Origin of the sequence: Dysgonomonas hofstadii, from assembly GCF_014196915.1 — a bacterium.
GTDB classification, from domain to species: Bacteria; Bacteroidota; Bacteroidia; order Bacteroidales; family Dysgonomonadaceae; genus Dysgonomonas; species Dysgonomonas hofstadii.
This window is the reverse complement of the sequence record NZ_JACIEP010000016.1, coordinates 12,664-31,110: the sequence shown is the minus strand read 5'-3', so window position 1 is coordinate 31,110 and position 18,447 is coordinate 12,664. Positions and strand designations below refer to the sequence as shown.

The 18,447-nt window shown below is 36.4% G+C and carries 17 protein-coding genes; 8 read left to right on the top strand and 9 right to left on the bottom strand.

The annotated features are described in order from the left end of the window. Positions 1 to 16 precede the first annotated feature (16 nt). The 4 genes from GGR21_RS17390 (at position 17) to GGR21_RS17375 (ending at position 5,332) form a co-directional block, all read left to right on the top strand. Entirely contained in the window at positions 17 to 1,795 is a 1,779-nt protein-coding gene (locus tag GGR21_RS17390) for a RagB/SusD family nutrient uptake outer membrane protein (RefSeq protein WP_183308511.1), read from the top strand. Between the two features lie 16 nt (positions 1,796 to 1,811). After that, complete coding sequence (locus GGR21_RS17385) at positions 1,812 to 2,741, top strand: hypothetical protein (RefSeq protein ID WP_183308510.1); 930 nt, start codon at positions 1,812 to 1,814, stop codon at positions 2,739 to 2,741. 88 nt (positions 2,742 to 2,829) lie between these two features. Continuing rightward, positions 2,830 to 3,945 (top strand): metallophosphoesterase, encoded by a 1,116-nt coding sequence (locus GGR21_RS17380; protein ID WP_183308509.1) that lies wholly within the window; start codon positions 2,830 to 2,832, stop codon positions 3,943 to 3,945. A gap of 199 nt (positions 3,946 to 4,144) precedes the next feature. Next, positions 4,145 to 5,332, top strand: coding sequence for a DUF418 domain-containing protein (locus tag GGR21_RS17375; RefSeq protein ID WP_183308508.1), 1,188 nt, complete (start codon positions 4,145 to 4,147; stop codon positions 5,330 to 5,332). Positions 5,333 to 5,347: 15 nt separating this feature from the next. Here GGR21_RS17375 and GGR21_RS17370 read toward each other — a convergent pair whose 3' ends face one another. Next, positions 5,348 to 6,211 carry an SGNH/GDSL hydrolase family protein gene (locus GGR21_RS17370; protein ID WP_183308507.1) on the bottom strand — a complete coding sequence of 288 codons (864 nt, stop codon included), beginning with the start codon at positions 6,209 to 6,211 and terminating at the stop codon, positions 5,348 to 5,350. A gap of 173 nt (positions 6,212 to 6,384) precedes the next feature. Between GGR21_RS17370 and GGR21_RS17365 the strand changes: the two genes are divergently transcribed. The 4 genes from GGR21_RS17365 (at position 6,385) to GGR21_RS17350 (ending at position 10,400) form a co-directional block, all read left to right on the top strand. Further along, entirely contained in the window at positions 6,385 to 6,840 is a 456-nt protein-coding gene (locus GGR21_RS17365; RefSeq protein ID WP_183308506.1) for a GNAT family N-acetyltransferase, read from the top strand. 255 nt (positions 6,841 to 7,095) lie between these two features. Continuing rightward, entirely contained in the window at positions 7,096 to 7,962 is an 867-nt protein-coding gene (locus tag GGR21_RS17360; protein ID WP_183308505.1) for an aminoglycoside phosphotransferase family protein, read from the top strand. Positions 7,963 to 8,283: 321 nt separating this feature from the next. Then, positions 8,284 to 9,600 carry a site-specific integrase gene (locus GGR21_RS17355; protein ID WP_183308504.1) on the top strand — a complete coding sequence of 439 codons (1,317 nt, stop codon included), beginning with the start codon at positions 8,284 to 8,286 and terminating at the stop codon, positions 9,598 to 9,600. Between the two features lie 89 nt (positions 9,601 to 9,689). After that, a complete protein-coding gene (locus GGR21_RS17350) occupies positions 9,690 to 10,400 on the top strand; it encodes a hypothetical protein (RefSeq protein WP_183308503.1) in 711 nt (236 codons plus the stop codon). Positions 10,401 to 10,616: 216 nt separating this feature from the next. Here GGR21_RS17350 and GGR21_RS17345 read toward each other — a convergent pair whose 3' ends face one another. The 8 genes from GGR21_RS17345 to GGR21_RS17310 all read right to left on the bottom strand — a co-directional run bounded on the left by GGR21_RS17345 (position 10,617) and on the right by GGR21_RS17310 (position 18,351). After that, on the bottom strand, positions 10,617 to 11,699 hold the full coding sequence (locus GGR21_RS17345) for a hypothetical protein (protein ID WP_183308502.1): 1,083 nt from the start codon (positions 11,697 to 11,699) through the stop codon (positions 10,617 to 10,619). 8 nt (positions 11,700 to 11,707) lie between these two features. Continuing rightward, positions 11,708 to 12,103, bottom strand: coding sequence for a hypothetical protein (locus GGR21_RS17340; RefSeq protein WP_183308501.1), 396 nt, complete (start codon positions 12,101 to 12,103; stop codon positions 11,708 to 11,710). A 2-nt stretch (positions 12,104 to 12,105) separates the two neighbouring features. Next, on the bottom strand, positions 12,106 to 13,125 hold the full coding sequence (locus GGR21_RS17335; RefSeq protein WP_183308500.1) for a hypothetical protein: 1,020 nt from the start codon (positions 13,123 to 13,125) through the stop codon (positions 12,106 to 12,108). A gap of 16 nt (positions 13,126 to 13,141) precedes the next feature. Continuing rightward, a complete protein-coding gene (locus GGR21_RS17330; protein WP_183308499.1) occupies positions 13,142 to 14,479 on the bottom strand; it encodes a hypothetical protein in 1,338 nt (445 codons plus the stop codon). Positions 14,480 to 14,664: 185 nt separating this feature from the next. Next, complete coding sequence (locus GGR21_RS17325) at positions 14,665 to 14,997, bottom strand: thermonuclease family protein (protein WP_183308498.1); 333 nt, start codon at positions 14,995 to 14,997, stop codon at positions 14,665 to 14,667. 281 nt (positions 14,998 to 15,278) lie between these two features. Further along, complete coding sequence (locus GGR21_RS17320; protein WP_183308497.1) at positions 15,279 to 16,034, bottom strand: hypothetical protein; 756 nt, start codon at positions 16,032 to 16,034, stop codon at positions 15,279 to 15,281. Between the two features lie 1,098 nt (positions 16,035 to 17,132). Continuing rightward, positions 17,133 to 18,032: a hypothetical protein gene (locus GGR21_RS17315; RefSeq protein ID WP_183308496.1), complete on the bottom strand. Its 900-nt coding sequence runs from the start codon at positions 18,030 to 18,032 to the stop codon at positions 17,133 to 17,135. 43 nt (positions 18,033 to 18,075) lie between these two features. Next, positions 18,076 to 18,351 (bottom strand): helix-turn-helix domain-containing protein, encoded by a 276-nt coding sequence (locus tag GGR21_RS17310; RefSeq protein WP_183308495.1) that lies wholly within the window; start codon positions 18,349 to 18,351, stop codon positions 18,076 to 18,078. Positions 18,352 to 18,447: the final 96 nt, after the last annotated feature.

The following is an 18,447-nucleotide window of genomic DNA, read 5'->3' as shown; positions in this document are numbered from 1 at the left end:
AATCAACTTGATAATTATGAGAAAAATATTATTCAAAATAGCTATATTATTTATACCGGTATTGCTTTTTGTCAGATGTATCGACGAGGTGATGCCTTCCGAATATGCCACAGCAGATCAGATAGGAGTGTCAGAAACTGCGTTGGAATCACTGGCTAACAGTACAGCTGCGTTTATGTATGCTTACGATTATTTTGGCACACTTTCGGCACAGGAATTCGGTTATCCGGCCATGATGATTATTCGCGATGCCCTTACCGATTGCCCCTACGTATCAACCAGTTACAATCATTTCAATACATATTGGTGCAATCTGACCGATTTTACATCTGCCCGTACCCGCCAGCCATGGCGTTACTATTACCGTATGGGACTGAATGCAAACAATACACTTGCTGCCATCGAGAATCCCGACGAGGCCTCTGACAAAATACAGGCGCTCTACGGGAACGCTCTTGTGTACAGGGTATTGGCATATATGGACCTGATGCGCATGTATGAATATAAAAAGACCGGAGTTGCCGCTTTGGATGCAGAAGCCGAAAAAAATGGAATTTATGGGCTTACTTCTGTAATTGTAGATGAAAATTTTGACGCTGAAAATGCAGACAATAACCCACGCGCTCCTTTCTATCAAATGTACAGGTTTATAATGAATGACCTGAACAAAGCGGAAAAGTATCTGGCAAACTATAGCCGGAGCAATAAAACAAAAGCAGACCTGTCGGTAGTATATGCTTACAAAGCCCGGCTGTGGCTCGAAATTGCGACCCGTTTCCAGAAATATCCTGCCGATTTGCAAACCCAGCTGGCTCATGAAGATGATGAAGCTCTGGCAATATACGACAAACTGGGAATAACAAGCACCACCGAATGCTACCAGAAAGCGGCTCAGTATGCGCGTAATGTCATCGATAAGTACTCACCGCTAAGCCAAGCACAATGGCATAGCCTGACCGAAGGATTTAATGAAGCCACTGTCGGCTCCTGGGTTTTTGCCATCACCATCAAGTCTGCCGATGCTGTTTATAGTAGGGTAAATTGTTTTCATTCCAATTGCGTTACCGAATTTACCCGGGGATACAGTCGTTCGCAATACCACAGCTATCGCATGATTGATAAGAATCTTTACGATAAGATAGAGGATAGTGACTGGCGGAAGGTGACATGGATAGATCCTGCCGACGCAGGTGCAAAACCGACCCCTGGCAAATATTATACTCTGTTAGGTAAATTAGATGAACTAAATGGAACCGATGTAGGTACCGAATGGGCTTTGCGTAATGCTTATGTAGGCTTTAAGTTCCGCCCTAACGAGGGAGACATATCAGAAGATTACACAAACGCATTGCAAGTAGATTTTCCCATCATACGCGTAGAAGAAATGTATTTCATCGAGGCCGAAGCAAAAGCATACGCGGAGAGTATGGCCTCAGGTGTTAGCGCTTTGACTTCGTTTATGAATACTTACCGCTACACAGATGGTTCGTTCAACATATCTCCGACAAATGTGGAAGACCTTGTAGACAACTATATAGTTACACAAAAAAGGATAGAGCTTTGGGGCGAAGGTCTGGCATACTTTGATATCAAAAGGCGTGAACTGGCTATCACCCGTGGATATACCGGATCGAACTGGTTAGCGGCCAACCGTTACAACTCCCTTCCGGGATACACAGCCTCGTGGATGAATCTGTATATACCATACGAATCTGAAGGAGCATTGAACAAAGCAATGATATTGAATCCCGATCCGTCAGTAGTGGACAGTTATGGATTATGGACAGGAAATTAATCTTAAAACAATGAATATGAATAAAATAAATAAAATATCAGTATCTTTGATATCCGGATTGTTGATGATTATGTCTTTATCTTGCAGCGATGATGATAATTGGAGTCCAGGGCCGGAGGTTGATCCATCCTCTCCAAGAGTTTATTTTAACCCTTCTAGCAGCGGAGATGTGGAACCGGGAGAATCGTACCTTAATATTGCTGTCTCACGTGTAAATACAAATGGCTCACTTACTGTTCCTATCAGTATATCCAAAAGTACGGAAGGACTCTTGTTCCCGGATCAGAGTGTTACTTTCGCAGCAGGAGAAGAAACAGCTTATTTCAAAGTAGGTTTTAATCAGGACATTCCATACGAAACGGATTATCCTTTCGAATTGAAAATAGACGAAGTATATAGCGACCAATATATTGCTGCCGGAGCTCCGGTTCATTCTGGAAAACTTAGGCGGCTCGAACCGTGGGTATTTGTGGCAGAAGCGACTTGTACATTCGAAGGGACATCAGGTTCAAAATTAGCTGCATTCGATCCTTTTAAACAAAACTTATATAAAAAAGAGATCGCCGGCATATTCAAAATTGAGAACTGGTGTCTTAACGGGACTGGTGAATGGTATGGCGACTTTATTTTTACCGTAGATGAAAATAAGCAAATTTTACCTGATTCGGGTATAGGATTTCATGATATTTCGGCCAAACGATGGTATTTTTATGAGCCGGGGAAAGCTTCGAGCGGTGATGATACTAAATATCAGATCAATGGCCACCTACCGACCAGTACAGGCGTCTACATGACCTATTTTTACCTTTATACTATCGGTAGTACAAGTTCGAGTTATTTTATGGACTTTGATGAAAGTGCAAGAACTGCAAAAATGGGGGGGTATTCGCGTTACAGCTCAAGTACTTTCTCTAGCGGATCATTTGTTTTAAATTATACCTGGTAATTAATTTATCATAAATTAAGAGAAGAAAACAACCGGGAGTACTTTCCGGTTGTTTTCATTACATAATACTATAAAAGGAAGTAAAACGATGAAAAAGTATTTAGGATTATTATTAGCTTCGCTGTGGATTGTTTCTGCTTTAGCACAAGAGAACAAACAGGCTGTTATTCACGGATATGGAGATCTGTATGTATTGTATAATGCCGACGAAAGCGTCCGGATTGTAGCGGCAAAAGCCGATGGAAACGTAATGGATACCACATTCGCGTATTTACCCGACAATTTGAAATTCCGTTATTCTGCAACAGGAGACAACACAAATGTAAGTTTTGAGTTTAACCTTCACGAACGGATCAAACATCCATGGCGTCAGCAAAAGTCTGATAAAACGCTTGTCGTTTCAGATATACATGGGCGCCTCGATGCACTCATTGCCGTATTGAAAGGGAATGGAGTAATAAATAATGATCTCAATTGGTCTTATGGGAAAAATCAACTAATCGTTCTGGGCGATATTCTTGACCGTGGGCGCGATGACAACGGGATAGCATGGCTTGTATATAAATTGGAAAAGGAAGCAGAGGATGCCGGAGGACGTTTGGATTTCATAATCGGCAACCACGAAGACCTGGTTTTAAAAGATGATATTCGCTATGTAAATGAGGCGCATCTTGTGTTTTCAGCGATGGCAGGTATTCCTTATTCCGACTTATATGGTGTAAATACAGAATTGGGATATTGGTTGCGCGACAGCTATCTTATCCTGACAGTCGGAGATAATCTGTTTGTACATGCCGGGCTCAGTCCTAAAATTATTCAGAAAAGGTACAAGATAGGGGAAATAAATGAGCTTGGCTGGCGTTTTACCGGCTATCCTACAAAGGAAAGGAATAATATGCATACCCGTAATGAGACATTATTCGGAAGTGACGGGCCACTTTGGTATCGTGGACTGGTTACCAATTCTGAACCGGTTTCTTCGGAAGATTTAGATAAAGTATTGGATTATTATAAAACGAAACGGATTATTGTCGGTCATTCCGAAGTAGACGAAATCGACTGGCGGTATGACGGACGTGTTGTCGCTGTAAATGTAAGGCATTACGATAACTTTCCCAAAAATCATACAGCCGGAATACTTATTGAAGGAAATAATATTTATTCAATCACCTATTCGGGGAAGAAAGTATTGCTGGGCAAGTAAATACCGCTCAAGTATCCTTTATATAAAAATATTACGATCAATCATTTACCCATAAAAATAAAAAATACCATTAATAGGAAAAAAACCTCAAAGGTCATATTTTATCATTTATTGAATAATATTTATTAGGAAATATAAAAGGTTTATAATAGATTCGCACCTCAAACAAGGAATCTGTTAACTTTTAAATTCTAAAAGCATGCACTCATCTACTACGCTAACCAATAATAATCGCATAGAAATAGCAGATGTATTACGTGGTTTTGCTGTAATGGGAATTACTCTTATCCATTTTATCGAACGGTTCAGCCTCAACAGTTTCCCGGAAGAAACCAGCAATTTCCTGATATTTACGGATAGAATAATCTGGGACAGTGTATTTTTCACCTTTTCCGGGAAAGCCTACTGCATTTTCGCATTGCTCTTCGGATTCAGTTTTTTTATTCAGGACAACTCACAAAAAGAAAAAGGGAAAGATTTTCGTGGACGGTTTGCCTGGCGGTTAATATTATTATTCTTTATAGCTTGTATCAATTCTACTTTATTTCCCGGTGAAATATTAGTACTCTATGCATTGGTTGGTTATGTGCTGATAGCAGTCTGCAAACTTTCTACCCGCACAGTGGCGATTATAGCCGTTGTCCTTTTACTCCAGCCTCTGGAATGGGGACAACTGATTTATGCGCTTATCAACCCTGAATACATAACGAATGCCGAATTCGACGCCCCATACTGGGAGATAGTCAATACAGCACAGAAAGAAGGTTCTTTCCTCGAGATGAGTAAAACTGCTATATGGACAGGGAATGTTGCCAATATGGGCTGGATGCTATTACATGGACGGGTTACCCAAACCGCAGGATTGTTTATGATAGGTATGCTGATAGGGCGTGGCAAGGTATTCCTATACTCAGAAAAAAATATACAGTTGTGGATTAAAGTATTCATCATAGCTACCATAGCCTTTTTCCCTATTTATGGCTTGATGCCTGTACTTCCCGACTTTATAGACCGGGAGGCTCTACTTGTACCTTCTACTCTCATACTTAAATCTCTTTCGAATATTGCATTTACAGGAATACTGTTCGCAGGAGTAATACTTGTTTATTACCTGACAAAGTTTAGGCGGGTTCTTCATCAATTAGCCCCCTATGGACGCATGAGCCTGACAAACTACCTGTCACAGTCTTTGCTCGGCGCATTCCTGTTTTACAACTGGGGACTGGGGCTTTACCTGCATACAGGTATTACAGTATGTTTTCTTATGGGAATAGGTGTGTTCCTTTTACAATTCTTTTTTTGTCGCTGGTGGCTCCTTTCACATCGTCAGGGTCCATTGGAATGGTTATGGAAAAAGGCAACCTGGATTAAAATAGGAAAAGGATAATTTTCTCTATAGAATTTATTTTCCGAAAGCAACCGGATACATCAGCAGTTGATACATCAATGTCTGCGCCATACGTTCCTGCCCCTCTGTGCTCGGATGCAGGCGGTCGAAGCCGGCATCATGAAAATAGACTAGCTGTTCCTCTATCATCGGATTAAGCCCTGTTACAGCATTAAAATCTATAACAGGAACACCCCATATATTACCTGCTTCTTTGATAGCATCGATATAGGCATCGATATATTCGCCGCAATGATTCTGGTAACTTTCATCCGGTTGTACATTTTTTTCGCCAAATTCTGCAAACGAGCGATGCAATGGCGTAAGTAGAATAATCTGCTTATCGGGGAATAATTTTTTCAGGTGATTTATTCCTGTATTAATACGTCCTTTATAGGTATCATTAGTCATAATAAGCATACGCCTTTTCCGGTTAACCAACTTCCTGGGCTCTCCCCGTGCAGCCATAACCTGCTCTTCCCGCTCGGTATACCATTCGCCGATGGGTACACCGTGATTGAAGTCATTGGTTCCCAGGAAAACAAGAATAGCATCAACATCATCCCCGTGTTCTTTTTTCAACTGATTGGCCTGATTAACGACACCGTTCCATTGTCTTCCACTCACACCATAAACGTAAGAAGTGATGCCCAACCACTCTTCTAAAAAAGACCAGTATTTTTTTATCTTATCTCCATAACTATCCGGATCTGTAACGGAATCACCAATATATCCGACTTTCTTACCTTGCCAAGGATGTGAAATGCATCCGCTATTAGTTCCAGCTGCAGATCCTTTTTTCGATGGGTTTGGTTGTGCTGACAGGAATGCGGGAAGGCTCAATAAAAGCATTAAAGCAATTAAGTTTATATTTTTCATTGGATTATATTTATTTTTGGTTCGATATCCTACACTATCTGCCAGTAAAAGTAATATTTTTCTTACCAGCTAATATGAGATACAAACTAATTTCAGAGTATAGCAGTAAAAAATGATTGAAATATCATTTATTAACATTAATATTGTCTTTTATTAATCAATATACTGACAGAATGGAAATTAAAAAAATAATAAAAGATAAAGAGCAGTTTATGGATTTACTGTTATTGGCTGATGAACAGGAAAGTATGATTCTCAAATACTTAGAAAGAGGAGAATTGTTTGCATTATATGATACTGATTTAAAAACAGTTTGTGTCGTAACGCAAGAAGATGAAAACACTTGTGAAATCAAGAATATTGCAACTTACGAACAAGAACAAGGGAAAGGATATGGAAGTTTAATGATGAAATATATAATTGAAAACTGTAAAGATAAATGTGATACGCTATTAGTCGGTACAGGGGATGATGATAAAACATTGTCATTTTACAAAAAATACGGATTTGTTTATTCACATACAGTAAAAAACTTTTTCATAGACAATTACGGCCATGAAATGTTTGAGGATGGACAACAATTAATAGATATGATTTATTTGAAAATGGATATACCTAAACAATTATAAATCGACTGTCATTAACAAATCCTATCAAAGCAAAGATTATTTTTCACTGATCTCCACCCCTTGTTGTCCTCTGATAAAATAACAAAGTCTATCAATAAATTAATAGGCTTTATTTGTAGACTTAAATGTTCTATTCTTGAAGATTTAAATTTAATTTATGAATTGAGAATATACTTTCTGATATTACACAAAAGAGTAGAAATAAAACCATAAATAAAACAACAAGATTGTTAATAAATCTCATTCATCGGATTAATGAAGAAAAGCAAAGAATGGACAATAGTAAAAGAATTGACAAATGTAGCTGACGAAAATAGCATTGTTTTAAATGAAGTTGGTTGGACAAGTCGTGTTTATATTGTAAATAATGGTGAAATCGTTTTGAAATTTCTAAAAGACAAGCAATATAAAGAAGAATTTGAACATGAAATAAATATTCTGAGGCTGATTAAAGAACACCAGTTCAATGTAAATATTCCTTTGATTAGTAGCTCAGGAGAAGATAATACTTACATCGTATTTAATGGTTTGATGGGCAAATCAATGACAACAAAATTCATAGATATATTAACAAAAGAGGAGAAGAGAAAAATAGGCATACAAATAGGTTTATTCTTAAAAACGCTTCATACAATCGCCTATAAAGGCAAAAGTCCAAATAGCGAAAACGATATATTTGAATGGTTTCAAAAGTCGTTTAATAAAAGAAAAAACACATTAAAAAAGCATTTCCACGAGAACGAACTTGTTACTATTGAAAATTTAGTAACAACCTTACCGCAAAAGTCACAAAAATTAGGCATAGAACAAGTTTTTTGCCATGGCGATTTAGGCTACAATAACATTTTACTAACCGATAGTCTTGAAGTAGGAGTAATAGACTTTGGTGATGCAGGTTATAATGATAAGTCATATGATTTTGTTGGATTAGAAGACGATGATATATTGGATGCAGCAATTTTAGCATACGATGGCGATGAGATTTTGAAAGCGAAAGTAGAAATACGACGACAGTTATTACCACTTATGGAAATGTTGTTCTTGATTGATAAAAAAGATAAAGAGGGTGTTATACAATGTGTAGAAAAGATGCGGATAAATTTGAAAACATATGATTTATAATGGCTAAATAACAAAATAAGCCTGACAGATTTCCCTATCAGGATTTTAAAGTACCCAGATCCGCAACACTGAATCTACATTAGATTACTTTCGATTACACTCTAACTACTCTATCAATGAATGATTTATGAATTTATTAGTGTGATATGAATGTAATGCGATGTAATAGAATGTAGATAAAAATTATGCAGTTTTTTATGCAGTTTTGATGACCTATGCATTAGGGGAAAACAGTCTCAAAGACTCTTTTATCTTCCCCTAAGTTATGCTCTAATAGGGTGTTAACTTTGCATTAGTAGTAACACTTAATTTTTATTCAGTATGGGGCACACAAGTTTCAATTTTGAACTAAATCGCAGACCGAACAAGAACAGGGCTTATCCTATCTATTTGAGGATAAGCAAGGATGGTAAGCCAAAAAAGATTAAAATGCCTATTGCAGTCAACAGGCTCACCGATTTCGACTCTAAACGTAAACGAGGGCAATGGATAAAGAATTCAGAGCCCAACTTCAAGAAGTGGAATGATATTCTATTATCCGAATTAGAGAAGGCAGAAGAGGTATACAACAGTCTTAAGGGAGACAGTCTCTCTACATCGGCTGACAGTGTAATGTATCGTATCAAAGAAGGTGACATACAACACTCATTCTTAACCTATGCACGGGAGCGAACACAGTTTCTATATAATAGTGGAAGTTTTAGGAACTACAAGAAATACAACGGCTTCTGCAATAAGTTACAGGCTTTCCTTACCGACAGTCACGGCAAAGTCCGAGACCTGACGTTCGGCGAGCTTACCCCAGCTTTGCTATCTAAATTTGAAGCCTACCTCCATACGCTTAAGAATGAGCGAATTCCCGATAAGATATTACACCCTAATACAATAGCTATAGTGTTCAATATATTCAAAACACTTGTAAACAGAGCAACTAAGATAGAGAGATATATGAAACATGATGACAACCCATTTCATATTTTCCAATACAAAGGAGTTCGAACGATGAAACAAAAGCTCAATGAGGCTGAAATTGACGCCATGGCGACTCTTAATCTGTCTGTGGGTAGTTTGCAGTGGCATTGTCGTAATTACTTCTTATTTAGCTTCTATTGCGCTGGTATAAGGGCTGGTGACCTGATACAGTTGAGATGGGGAAACATTTCAAAGGAAGGTCGTTTAGAGTATGAGATGGGTAAGAATCATAAATACAAAAATATCCTCCTTGTTCCACAAGCATTAGATATACTTTCTTTGTATCGCAAGGAAGACAGTAAGCCAAATGATTACATCTTTCCTTTGTTGGACTCATCTGCATCCTACGCAAAAGCCGTGACACAGGAGCAGAAGGATACACTCTCCGCTGACATGAAAGTTAAATTATTCAATCAGATAAGTACCAAGAATGCTCTCATCAACAAATATCTGAAACAGGTAGCCAAGTTAGCTAAGATTGAAAAGCCAGTATCATTTCACATTGCTAGGCATAGCTTTGGTAGGATTGCCAAGATAAAGAATATTGATAACGGCGTCCTTAAGAACTTGTTTGCTCATAGCTCTATCAAGGTAACAGAGGCATATATGGGAGACTTTGACACAGAGCAAACAGACAAAGCATTTATGAGTATATTCAACGGATAATCGGATTATATTCCTATTTTTGTAAAGGACTTATCTTAGTTTATTTAGGTAAGTCCTTTTTTAATTATCAATATAGTGAATATGAGGTTATGAGTGAATATGAACACTTTTTCACAAAGGAAGATGAGCAATTTGTATTAGACAATCAACAACATATATTATCATTAGCTAAAGATAGTGGTATAGTATTAACCGAAGAAGCTGCCTGTTTATTTGTTTTCTTAAGAACTCCTGCAACTTTCAAGAATCTTGCAGATAATGAGGAGATTAAGAATAGGTATGAACTTGCAGTACTACTATTGACCCTTATTGAAGCAAGCAAAGAAAAAAACTACCTTAGGATTTCATCAGGCAATATCTCTCATAAAATTCAACAGGAGAAATTAATAAAACATCTTAGGGCAAAAATAGATATGGAATTATCTTTTTGGCATACTTCATACATGACAACTTTGGAATTCCCTGCTAAGAATCTTTGCCCCTTATATAGTGAAGAGCAAGTAACAAAAATTGCTAATCTCTCTCAAAAAATAATACACAAAGGTATACCTGTATACAAAGATTTATCCTTACCTTTTGTAATTGACTATATTGTATCTCAACTCAAAGCAAGAGATATATTTGATAAGAATTCTAAATATCTAAAAACTAACGAAGCGTCATTCATGTTCGATATGTTAAACTTGTTCGGGGTTATGCCTAAGGGCTTACATGAAAATGAGGACAACATATTAAATAATCAGGAGAAATTTCAAAAAATCAAAGAATTTCTTAGAACTATTGAGAGACGAGGTAAATAGTCAGAGGTCAGGGGGTGGATGTTCTCCGACCGTATATCTACACTCGCTTGGTCTGGTGGGATTTTTACTCCCCTGACTTTCGGAAGTAATCAGAAGAAAAGTATCTGTTAATTCAATAGCAAAAATCTGTTAAATTAATATTGGTTTAATAGATAATATTTTGCGTCTACCCTATTCTATCTATATCTCCATTAGGCTACTCATTAGACATCTTCTTTACTGGCTCAATGACTTATTTATATATTTATCTGGCTCACTTCTAAGCAGATTGAGCCATTCGGAATACATTTCTTCTGGCATACGCCGATAGCCTGATTTATGAAGTTCAATATATAAGGATTCCATTTCAGCATACATATTTTTTATATTTTCATCAGAGAAAAGGGCTTCGGGGCTTTTCAGATTCTTAGCTTTCATCAATGAATGGATATAATGCTTTTGCGCTTCGGCTTTGGTAAGGATGGCATTTACATTAGTAGGATGATATTCTAAAACCTTATTACAACATTTGATGACAAATTCGGGATTGTCTTTACCATATTTGTGTTGATAGCCCTGCGCCAAATCTACAAGGCAATTGGCTACGGCTTGTTTGTTGCGAAGTGTATCCATATATAAGCCGTTTCGTATAGCATCAATAGTCACATATCCAGAAGCGATTATCCATGCGTCAATCGGGAATGTTCCGCTTGTTAGCTCTGTATTATACCATCCTGATTTTTCAGAAAATAATTTGATATAGATATGGTTGGGAGCAAAGGCAAGTTGGCAAGGAATATTAAACTGGTCAGCAAGGATTTTATATAAATAGGGTAATGAATGACAGTTGCCCTTTCGGGTCTTTAATAATTTAGAGACAAACATCTTAGTCCAATCTGCCTGACCTAAAGGGTCTTCAAAGTCATAAGTTAGTGGCTTATGTTCATAAATAAGGAGAGAATCAACAGGGATTAAAATAGTATCTGTTAGAACTTTAAATATAGCTGCATGTTTGGTAATTATATCTTTATCTTTCTCTGTATAAGTAATTAGTTCAGATTGAGAAAGACCATTTATTAAACGGCAAATGGTTTCATATTGCTCGTTTATTAGTTGAGTATCTAACATCCCATCATAGTAAGCGTATTCGGAAATAAAAACAGCATCTCTAAAACTTAAAGGAACGCTATCCTTTAACATACTATTAATATAGTTATATGATTGTTCATAAATATTTTCTAACAAATCTATATTTTGACTTCTTAAAATGAGGATATTTAAGCAAATACCTAACAATAAAAACGACAATTTGACTTTCATAGTACTAGTTATTCTATATAATAAGGATTTGAATTTGTCCTTATATTAAACTCGGGACTATCTCTTATGAATTCAACCTCATTAAAAAATTCAATAATAATATATTGATTGAAAAATAGAAATATTGTTTTGTCCTCTCTAATATTTAAAGAATTTGACTTCACTGAGATTTGATGAAATCCTAATCTCATAGAATGATTTAATTTATCAGGTATAAAAGCCGAATAAATAACTGTATCCGAAAAAAGTCTTTCGCCGTCAATATCTATTTGCATATCTATTCTATCATACGGAGAATATCCAGCAAGGGATAAATATATGTTTGTATTTCTTTTAGGAACTAAACCCACAATGAAAATTATAATAATAATTAATATAGTTCCAAAGATTATTTTTTTTTGCATAATTAATATTTATGATTTAATCCGATACTATTTATGTGTATAACTTCGAATCTTTTGTTATTGGTGTTATAATATTTATAAGTCGGATTTGGCTGCCTTGCTCCTCCTACTATCATTGAATTAGAGCCTTTATTAAGTCTTCCTTGTTGGTAATTATAAATGATAGAGCCTCTCTGACTAGAAGTGACATTTGTTCCCCCTGCACCTTGTACCATTAAATTACGCCATCCGCTTGCACTTTCATGTGATAATCCTAAAGCATGCCCAAATTCATGTACAGAACTGCGAGTATTGTTATATGATAAAGTATTACTAAGCCAATTGTCATCAGCAAAATCGCCAGCCCAAATAGACATTACTTTTCCCCCCATTTCGTTTGTTGCTGCTCGTCCAGGAATATCAGCTGGCTCTATCTTATCTGACAATACAAATAAGTGGTCTGATGCTGAAACATCATCCATTGAACTTGCTGCTGTAATTTGAACATCAGTTTTCATTGTATAGGTTTTTCCATTTACCTCAAATTTTCCGCCAAAGGCTTTTGAAATACCAGATGCAAGGTTCTTGGCTGCACGTGCCATGTTAATATTATCACTCGAACGATTGATTACTTTCCCTGTGACGTGCATTGTTGCAATATCATTATCTATAGTAAACCACACACTATCTCCTCTTAAATCTACGGCATTTATAGGATTATTCATCACATATACATATGGCGACCAACTATAAAATTCTTCCGCCAACGGGTCAACAGTTAAAAAACGGCTTGTAGTTTCTGCCCTGTAAGCATATTTAGTAGTATCTTCTTCCAAGAATTTAACAACCTTGTTAGTATGGGTGTTGATTAATACAGTACCTACCTGCATTATCTCTTCATTGTAAAATGTTTCTTTATACTTTCCCTTACTCAACGTAAGCGGTTCTTTTGTTATCCCATGCTTCTTAAATATGTCCTCCTGCGCCTGCGTGACTAAACAGGTCACAAACAAAATACCTAAAAATAATGCTGCTCGTTTCATATATGATTGATTTAAGTTATTCAATTAGTCGTAATGCACTCTTATACCTGATGTCATGCTCCCGCCTTTCTTTTTCTTCATTTGCTGAATTTAGCCAGCTTTCATATACCTCTTTCGGTATTTCCACAAATCCGATTTCATCCAGTCGGCGGTAAACATTATTCCGCTGCTCAAACAATTTATAAATATCTGGATAATGGACTTTCAAGGTGTCAGGGGGCGGGCTGCCTACCTGATGGGCTGCGTAAGACAGATGTATAGAATGATAATTAGATTTCATTGCCAGTGCTGATGTGTTAGTCGGTGCATAAGCTAAAACAGAATCTATACATTGAATCACAAATTTATCATAACCGTATTTATGAATATAACCCGAAGCAAGGTCTGATAGACAATGTGCTATTACTTGTTTCTTGCTTTGGGGCTGCATATAAACACCGTGTTTTATAGCTGCTGCATTGATAAACCCAGAACCAATAATAAAAGCGTCTGTTGTCATCATGCCCTGTGTCAGTTCAAGGTTATGCCAGTTGTTATTCCTGTCTTTAAACTTGATATAAGAATGTTGGGGAGAAAATGCAAGGCTTGCTTCTGCTCCTACCTTTTCACAAAGAATAAGATATAAGAGTGGTAAAGAATGGCATTGCCCTTTATGAGATGAAAGAAGTTTTGTAATAAATAATTTTGAAAAATCTTGCTCCCCTCTAAAGTCTTCAAAGTCATATTGCATAGGAAAAGAAGTAGATGCTCTTTCCCTCATTGGAAATTTGACTCTCAATGTATCAGCCATAACCCGATACAACATAAGATTCTTTGTTGTGGGATTGTTCCAGTTAAGACCGTCCTGTCCTGCTTTTAATCGGGCTATGGTAGCCATCTGAGAAATAGCTTCATCATATATCTTTTCATCTAACAATCCTTCAAAGTAGGTGTTCTCAACAGCAAATACAGCATCTTTGAGATTAAGTGGTGCTTTGCCATTCAACATATCAATCAGTTTCCCTGCTGTTTGGTAATAATGTTCTGTGCCCTGTGCCCCTGACCAAGATGGTAAATCGAATTGCACAGATGAATAGCTTGCCAGTTCTTCTTCAAATTGATTTTGCCTTTGCATCATATTCATACGCTCGACAGTAAGCCTGTCCTGCTCATAGATATTCAGTTGTTGCTGATTGCGGTTATTGGTTGGAAAAGTAGGGATATCAGGTGTTGGATTGTTTCGATTATTAGTGCGTCCAACAATGATACTGCGTGATGGTGTAGTTGGCTGTGGTGTTGTAATCACAGGCACTTGCCCAAATGTGCTAATTGACAAAAGCAAGGGAAATATCAATATGTATTTATATGCTTTCATGTATTAAAACAGGTCAAAAAATAAAATAAATATACTTCTTACCTCCAATAGATAATTGACGTAACAAATTATGCACAATATAAACATTATTTTACAAAAAATAACAAATAATTCTTTTCTAAATATGAAAATATTCAACAATAAGAACATAGATATACTCTAAATCAATCATGAATATATATGTATCACCTCTTTTTCATCCTCCGATATTCCCACGGGGCTATAGGCTTTTCCATACTCCATATGTTTAACCGCTCCTTTCTGGCTTGCCGTTCAAGGCTGTCAAGGGTCTGGTCTTTGCTGTAATGTTTATAGTGCCACGCTAAACCGTTTCTTACTAAAGCCTCATTTACATTCATTCCATCGACATACAAGACCCCCAGTACACGACCGTATCGGTCAACACCCTTTTTATGGACTATTACAGGCTTGTTGTAACACATTTCACGAACAAATAGAGTTGCCTTATACCCGTAGTCCTGCCCTCGTTCTGGCGCATCTATACCGTCTAACCGCACCCGTATTTGTTCTCGTTGGTCAGTGAGGAGGGTTACTGTGTCGCCGTCTGCGACCCTGACTATCCGACCTGTGAGAATAGTGTCATTAATTCCAAGTAGTATAAAACATATGACAAACATCTGTTTCATATCATTACCAATGAGAATCTATAGATGGATTATAGTCTTCATAAGAGCCTTTATAACTACTGGTACAAGTATCTAAATTTGCTGCTATAACAAAGAGTATAAGTAGTAAAATACCTATTGTTATAAGCCAATCTTTAACTCTTTCTGCAAAATTATTCTTCTGAGACATCTCTCTTCTTTTTGGTTAGAATCAAATAGATAGAAGCTAATATGATAGATATAGCAATCCCAATAAGGGAATAATTTAACCATGTTTTGTTTATCAGGTCATTGTTACTCTGTATATTATATTCCGAAAATATGATACTGTACAATAGTTCAAAATCATTGAATTTGACAGAACTATACTGAGGTTGGCTACTATTATATTTTCTAACATAATAATATTTAGTCTTCCATATTGAGATAGTTGTTAATACAAGATATTGCTCTGGAATCCTTTTGAAGTCTATAAACTCAGATTTTAAGATATGGTCTTTTGCCATTACATACCCTTGTTGTATCGGTGTGCGATATTGAGGCATTATAGCTTCAATATTGGTTTCGGACGGAGGAGCGATAGGATTCCTTAGAATAGCACTCTCTTTAGGAATTAAATATTCCATATCCTTAGATTGAATTTCATATGTATGGAAAGAAAGTCCGTCTAAATGCTTGGTAGCAAAAATAAAGTTAAAGCCACCTCTTTCATAATTGAATGTACCATATTCCCCAGTATTTTCAATATACTTCCCGTATACTTCGGTATCAAAATATGCACAGATATTATTACTTGCCTTGAACGCATTGTCTACATACCTTTTCTGAAACTCTCTGAAATCTTTGTCCGTTTCTCGCACTGTTAGAAAATAACCTATTCCTACTGACAGTATAACGGCACATAGGAAGAGAAATACACTTCGTAGCATTGAATTGTTCATAAATGATTCAACCTGTCAGTCCCAGACAAGCTATTTATATATACAAAAAGTGTGGGAACTATTAACTTATCCTAATCCGAGGCTCTGGTAAGCCCGTATAACAGAATAAGCAATAGCCCCACACCCATATAGATGTGGAGCATCCTGCCTATTACCCTCGTTATACGTTGAAATTTACCAGATTTCGGATTAAGGATAATATCAAAACACTTTATTTATTCCAATAAGTACCAGACAAACCAACACCCTGACTGTCTGATAATGCAAATATACAACTATTCCGACACTTACAATAATATGGTACTGAATAAATGAAAAGACTCTTATCGGTTTACGTTCCGTTGTCAGGGGGCAGGTACACCGTTAGCAGGTCGGTCAGCAGATACCACCCTGACCCCAATATAATATAACCTTACAGGATACACTCGGCTTCAAATAAAACGATTTAAGCCACTTTTTTCCATCAGCCACACAGTTACCACACAGCGAAAGAAATCTCCTCAAATCGAAGGGTAAGCGGCTATTTTGTTAAATAAAGTCAACTTGCTAACTCCTATACAAAACCTTTCCATATCCCGTAGTCAGGGGGCATGTAACTATACTCCCCAACTTCAAAAAATCAAAAATTCTGAAAAAATTTTATATATTATGTATGTCGGGGGTGCTTTTTTAGACAAAATATACTATAATTTACTTTAGTAGCACAGCATTTATACATTTTATATATTGCATATATTCAATATGTTATGATTGGCATTTGTGGATTTAGGTACACTCCTGACTATTTTACAAGTGATACTCATATTTTCATGTTTTTCCCTAAAAAAGGCATAAAATGACTGTTTTTTGAACGTTTTTTCTCTTTTTTGCAAAAAAAATTATATATCAAACAAGAGGCTAATGTCCTCGATATACCCGCCCTCCCCGCTGTCTGATTTTCCTCAACCCCTATAGCCTGCATATAAAGTTGAATATGTGTTTGTCTGGGAAATATCTTACTGTTTTAAAAATGATTTTTTGTCAGGGTGTAGTTCATTCATTAATTCTCTATACTAATCTAATATATGTTACAATTTACTCCTTTATCTATATGGAAATATGTAACATTTTTTCTCTTGTTGCTTCAACTCGTTGAATATACTCCTGTATCTTCGGATGAACTAGAAGTTCATTAACTTTACATCCAATCATTTTCTGAACATTCTTCTTTATGTCGGTCAGGGAGTGAGCTTCCAATATCTTATATACCTTCTCTTTCATCCGTTGACGACTTGTACTGCAACGTTCCCATCTGTCCCGATACCTCCATGCCAACACTTCAACCATATCCATGGCTGGAATCTTTTCACTGATAAGTTTATTAATATCTATAATATCAATATCATTTAGGAGAGAGTTGAGGCAACGCCCCGAATAAAACCAAAAGGAAGGCTCAAGCAAATCACTAAGAAATTCTATTTTACCTACTCTTTTTCTAGCTTCAATCATCTTTTCAAATCTAATTTCCAGACGTAATATATTATCATCTTTATATCTTTTATCTTGTTTCGACTTGGAGTATATCTTTATTGCATATTGGGAATAGTTGAACCTACTACCAACAGAGGTAAACTCAGGGTAATAAGTTTTTCTTTTTATTATTGAATCTATAAAATAAATCGGGTCGTATGGCAATATAATATTCACCCCTATTTCTATATTTTTTATCTCGGCAAAATCACGAGTAATACCTATTTCATTACATAAGTTAGCTAATGTCTTTTTCAAATCTGAATAAGTAAAGTCATCTGCATTGTGTTCACCTTCATTCTTAAACTTATGCAATGAGCCATTTATCCAGCATGAGTTAGCTCTTAGCTTAATCTCTAGCCCTTTGTATATAGCACTGCGATAACCTCTTCTAGCTACAAAATGAAGGTTCTTATTTCTCTCAATCCTTTGTATGTCATCCGAATGTCGGATGAGTAAACTAACTCCATCTATCATAATAATTGATACATGGGGCTACTAGAGCCCCAATGATATAATGTTAGTTTACTTCAATTTTATGTTCTTCCATAAAATTGTTAAGGTCGTCCAGATGGTAATAAATTTTCTGTCCAAACTGAGAGAACGGAATATACTTCTTATCTCGCCATGTCTTACGAGATACACCAAGCATTTCTCTAGCCTCCTCCGACTTCACCCACATCCACATAGGAGAATCTTTTGCTTCCTCCTTGAGACATTTCTCCACTTTCTCCAGCGTACCTTTTAGCTGTTCCAAAAAATCATTTGACACCACTGCCATAAGATTGTTGTTCATATAAAATAAATTTTTTAATTAATATAACACAAAGTTACAACGGAGGTAGTGCCTTTCTTAGGGGAAAGATTTAGAATGTAAAATGAAGTTTTCCCC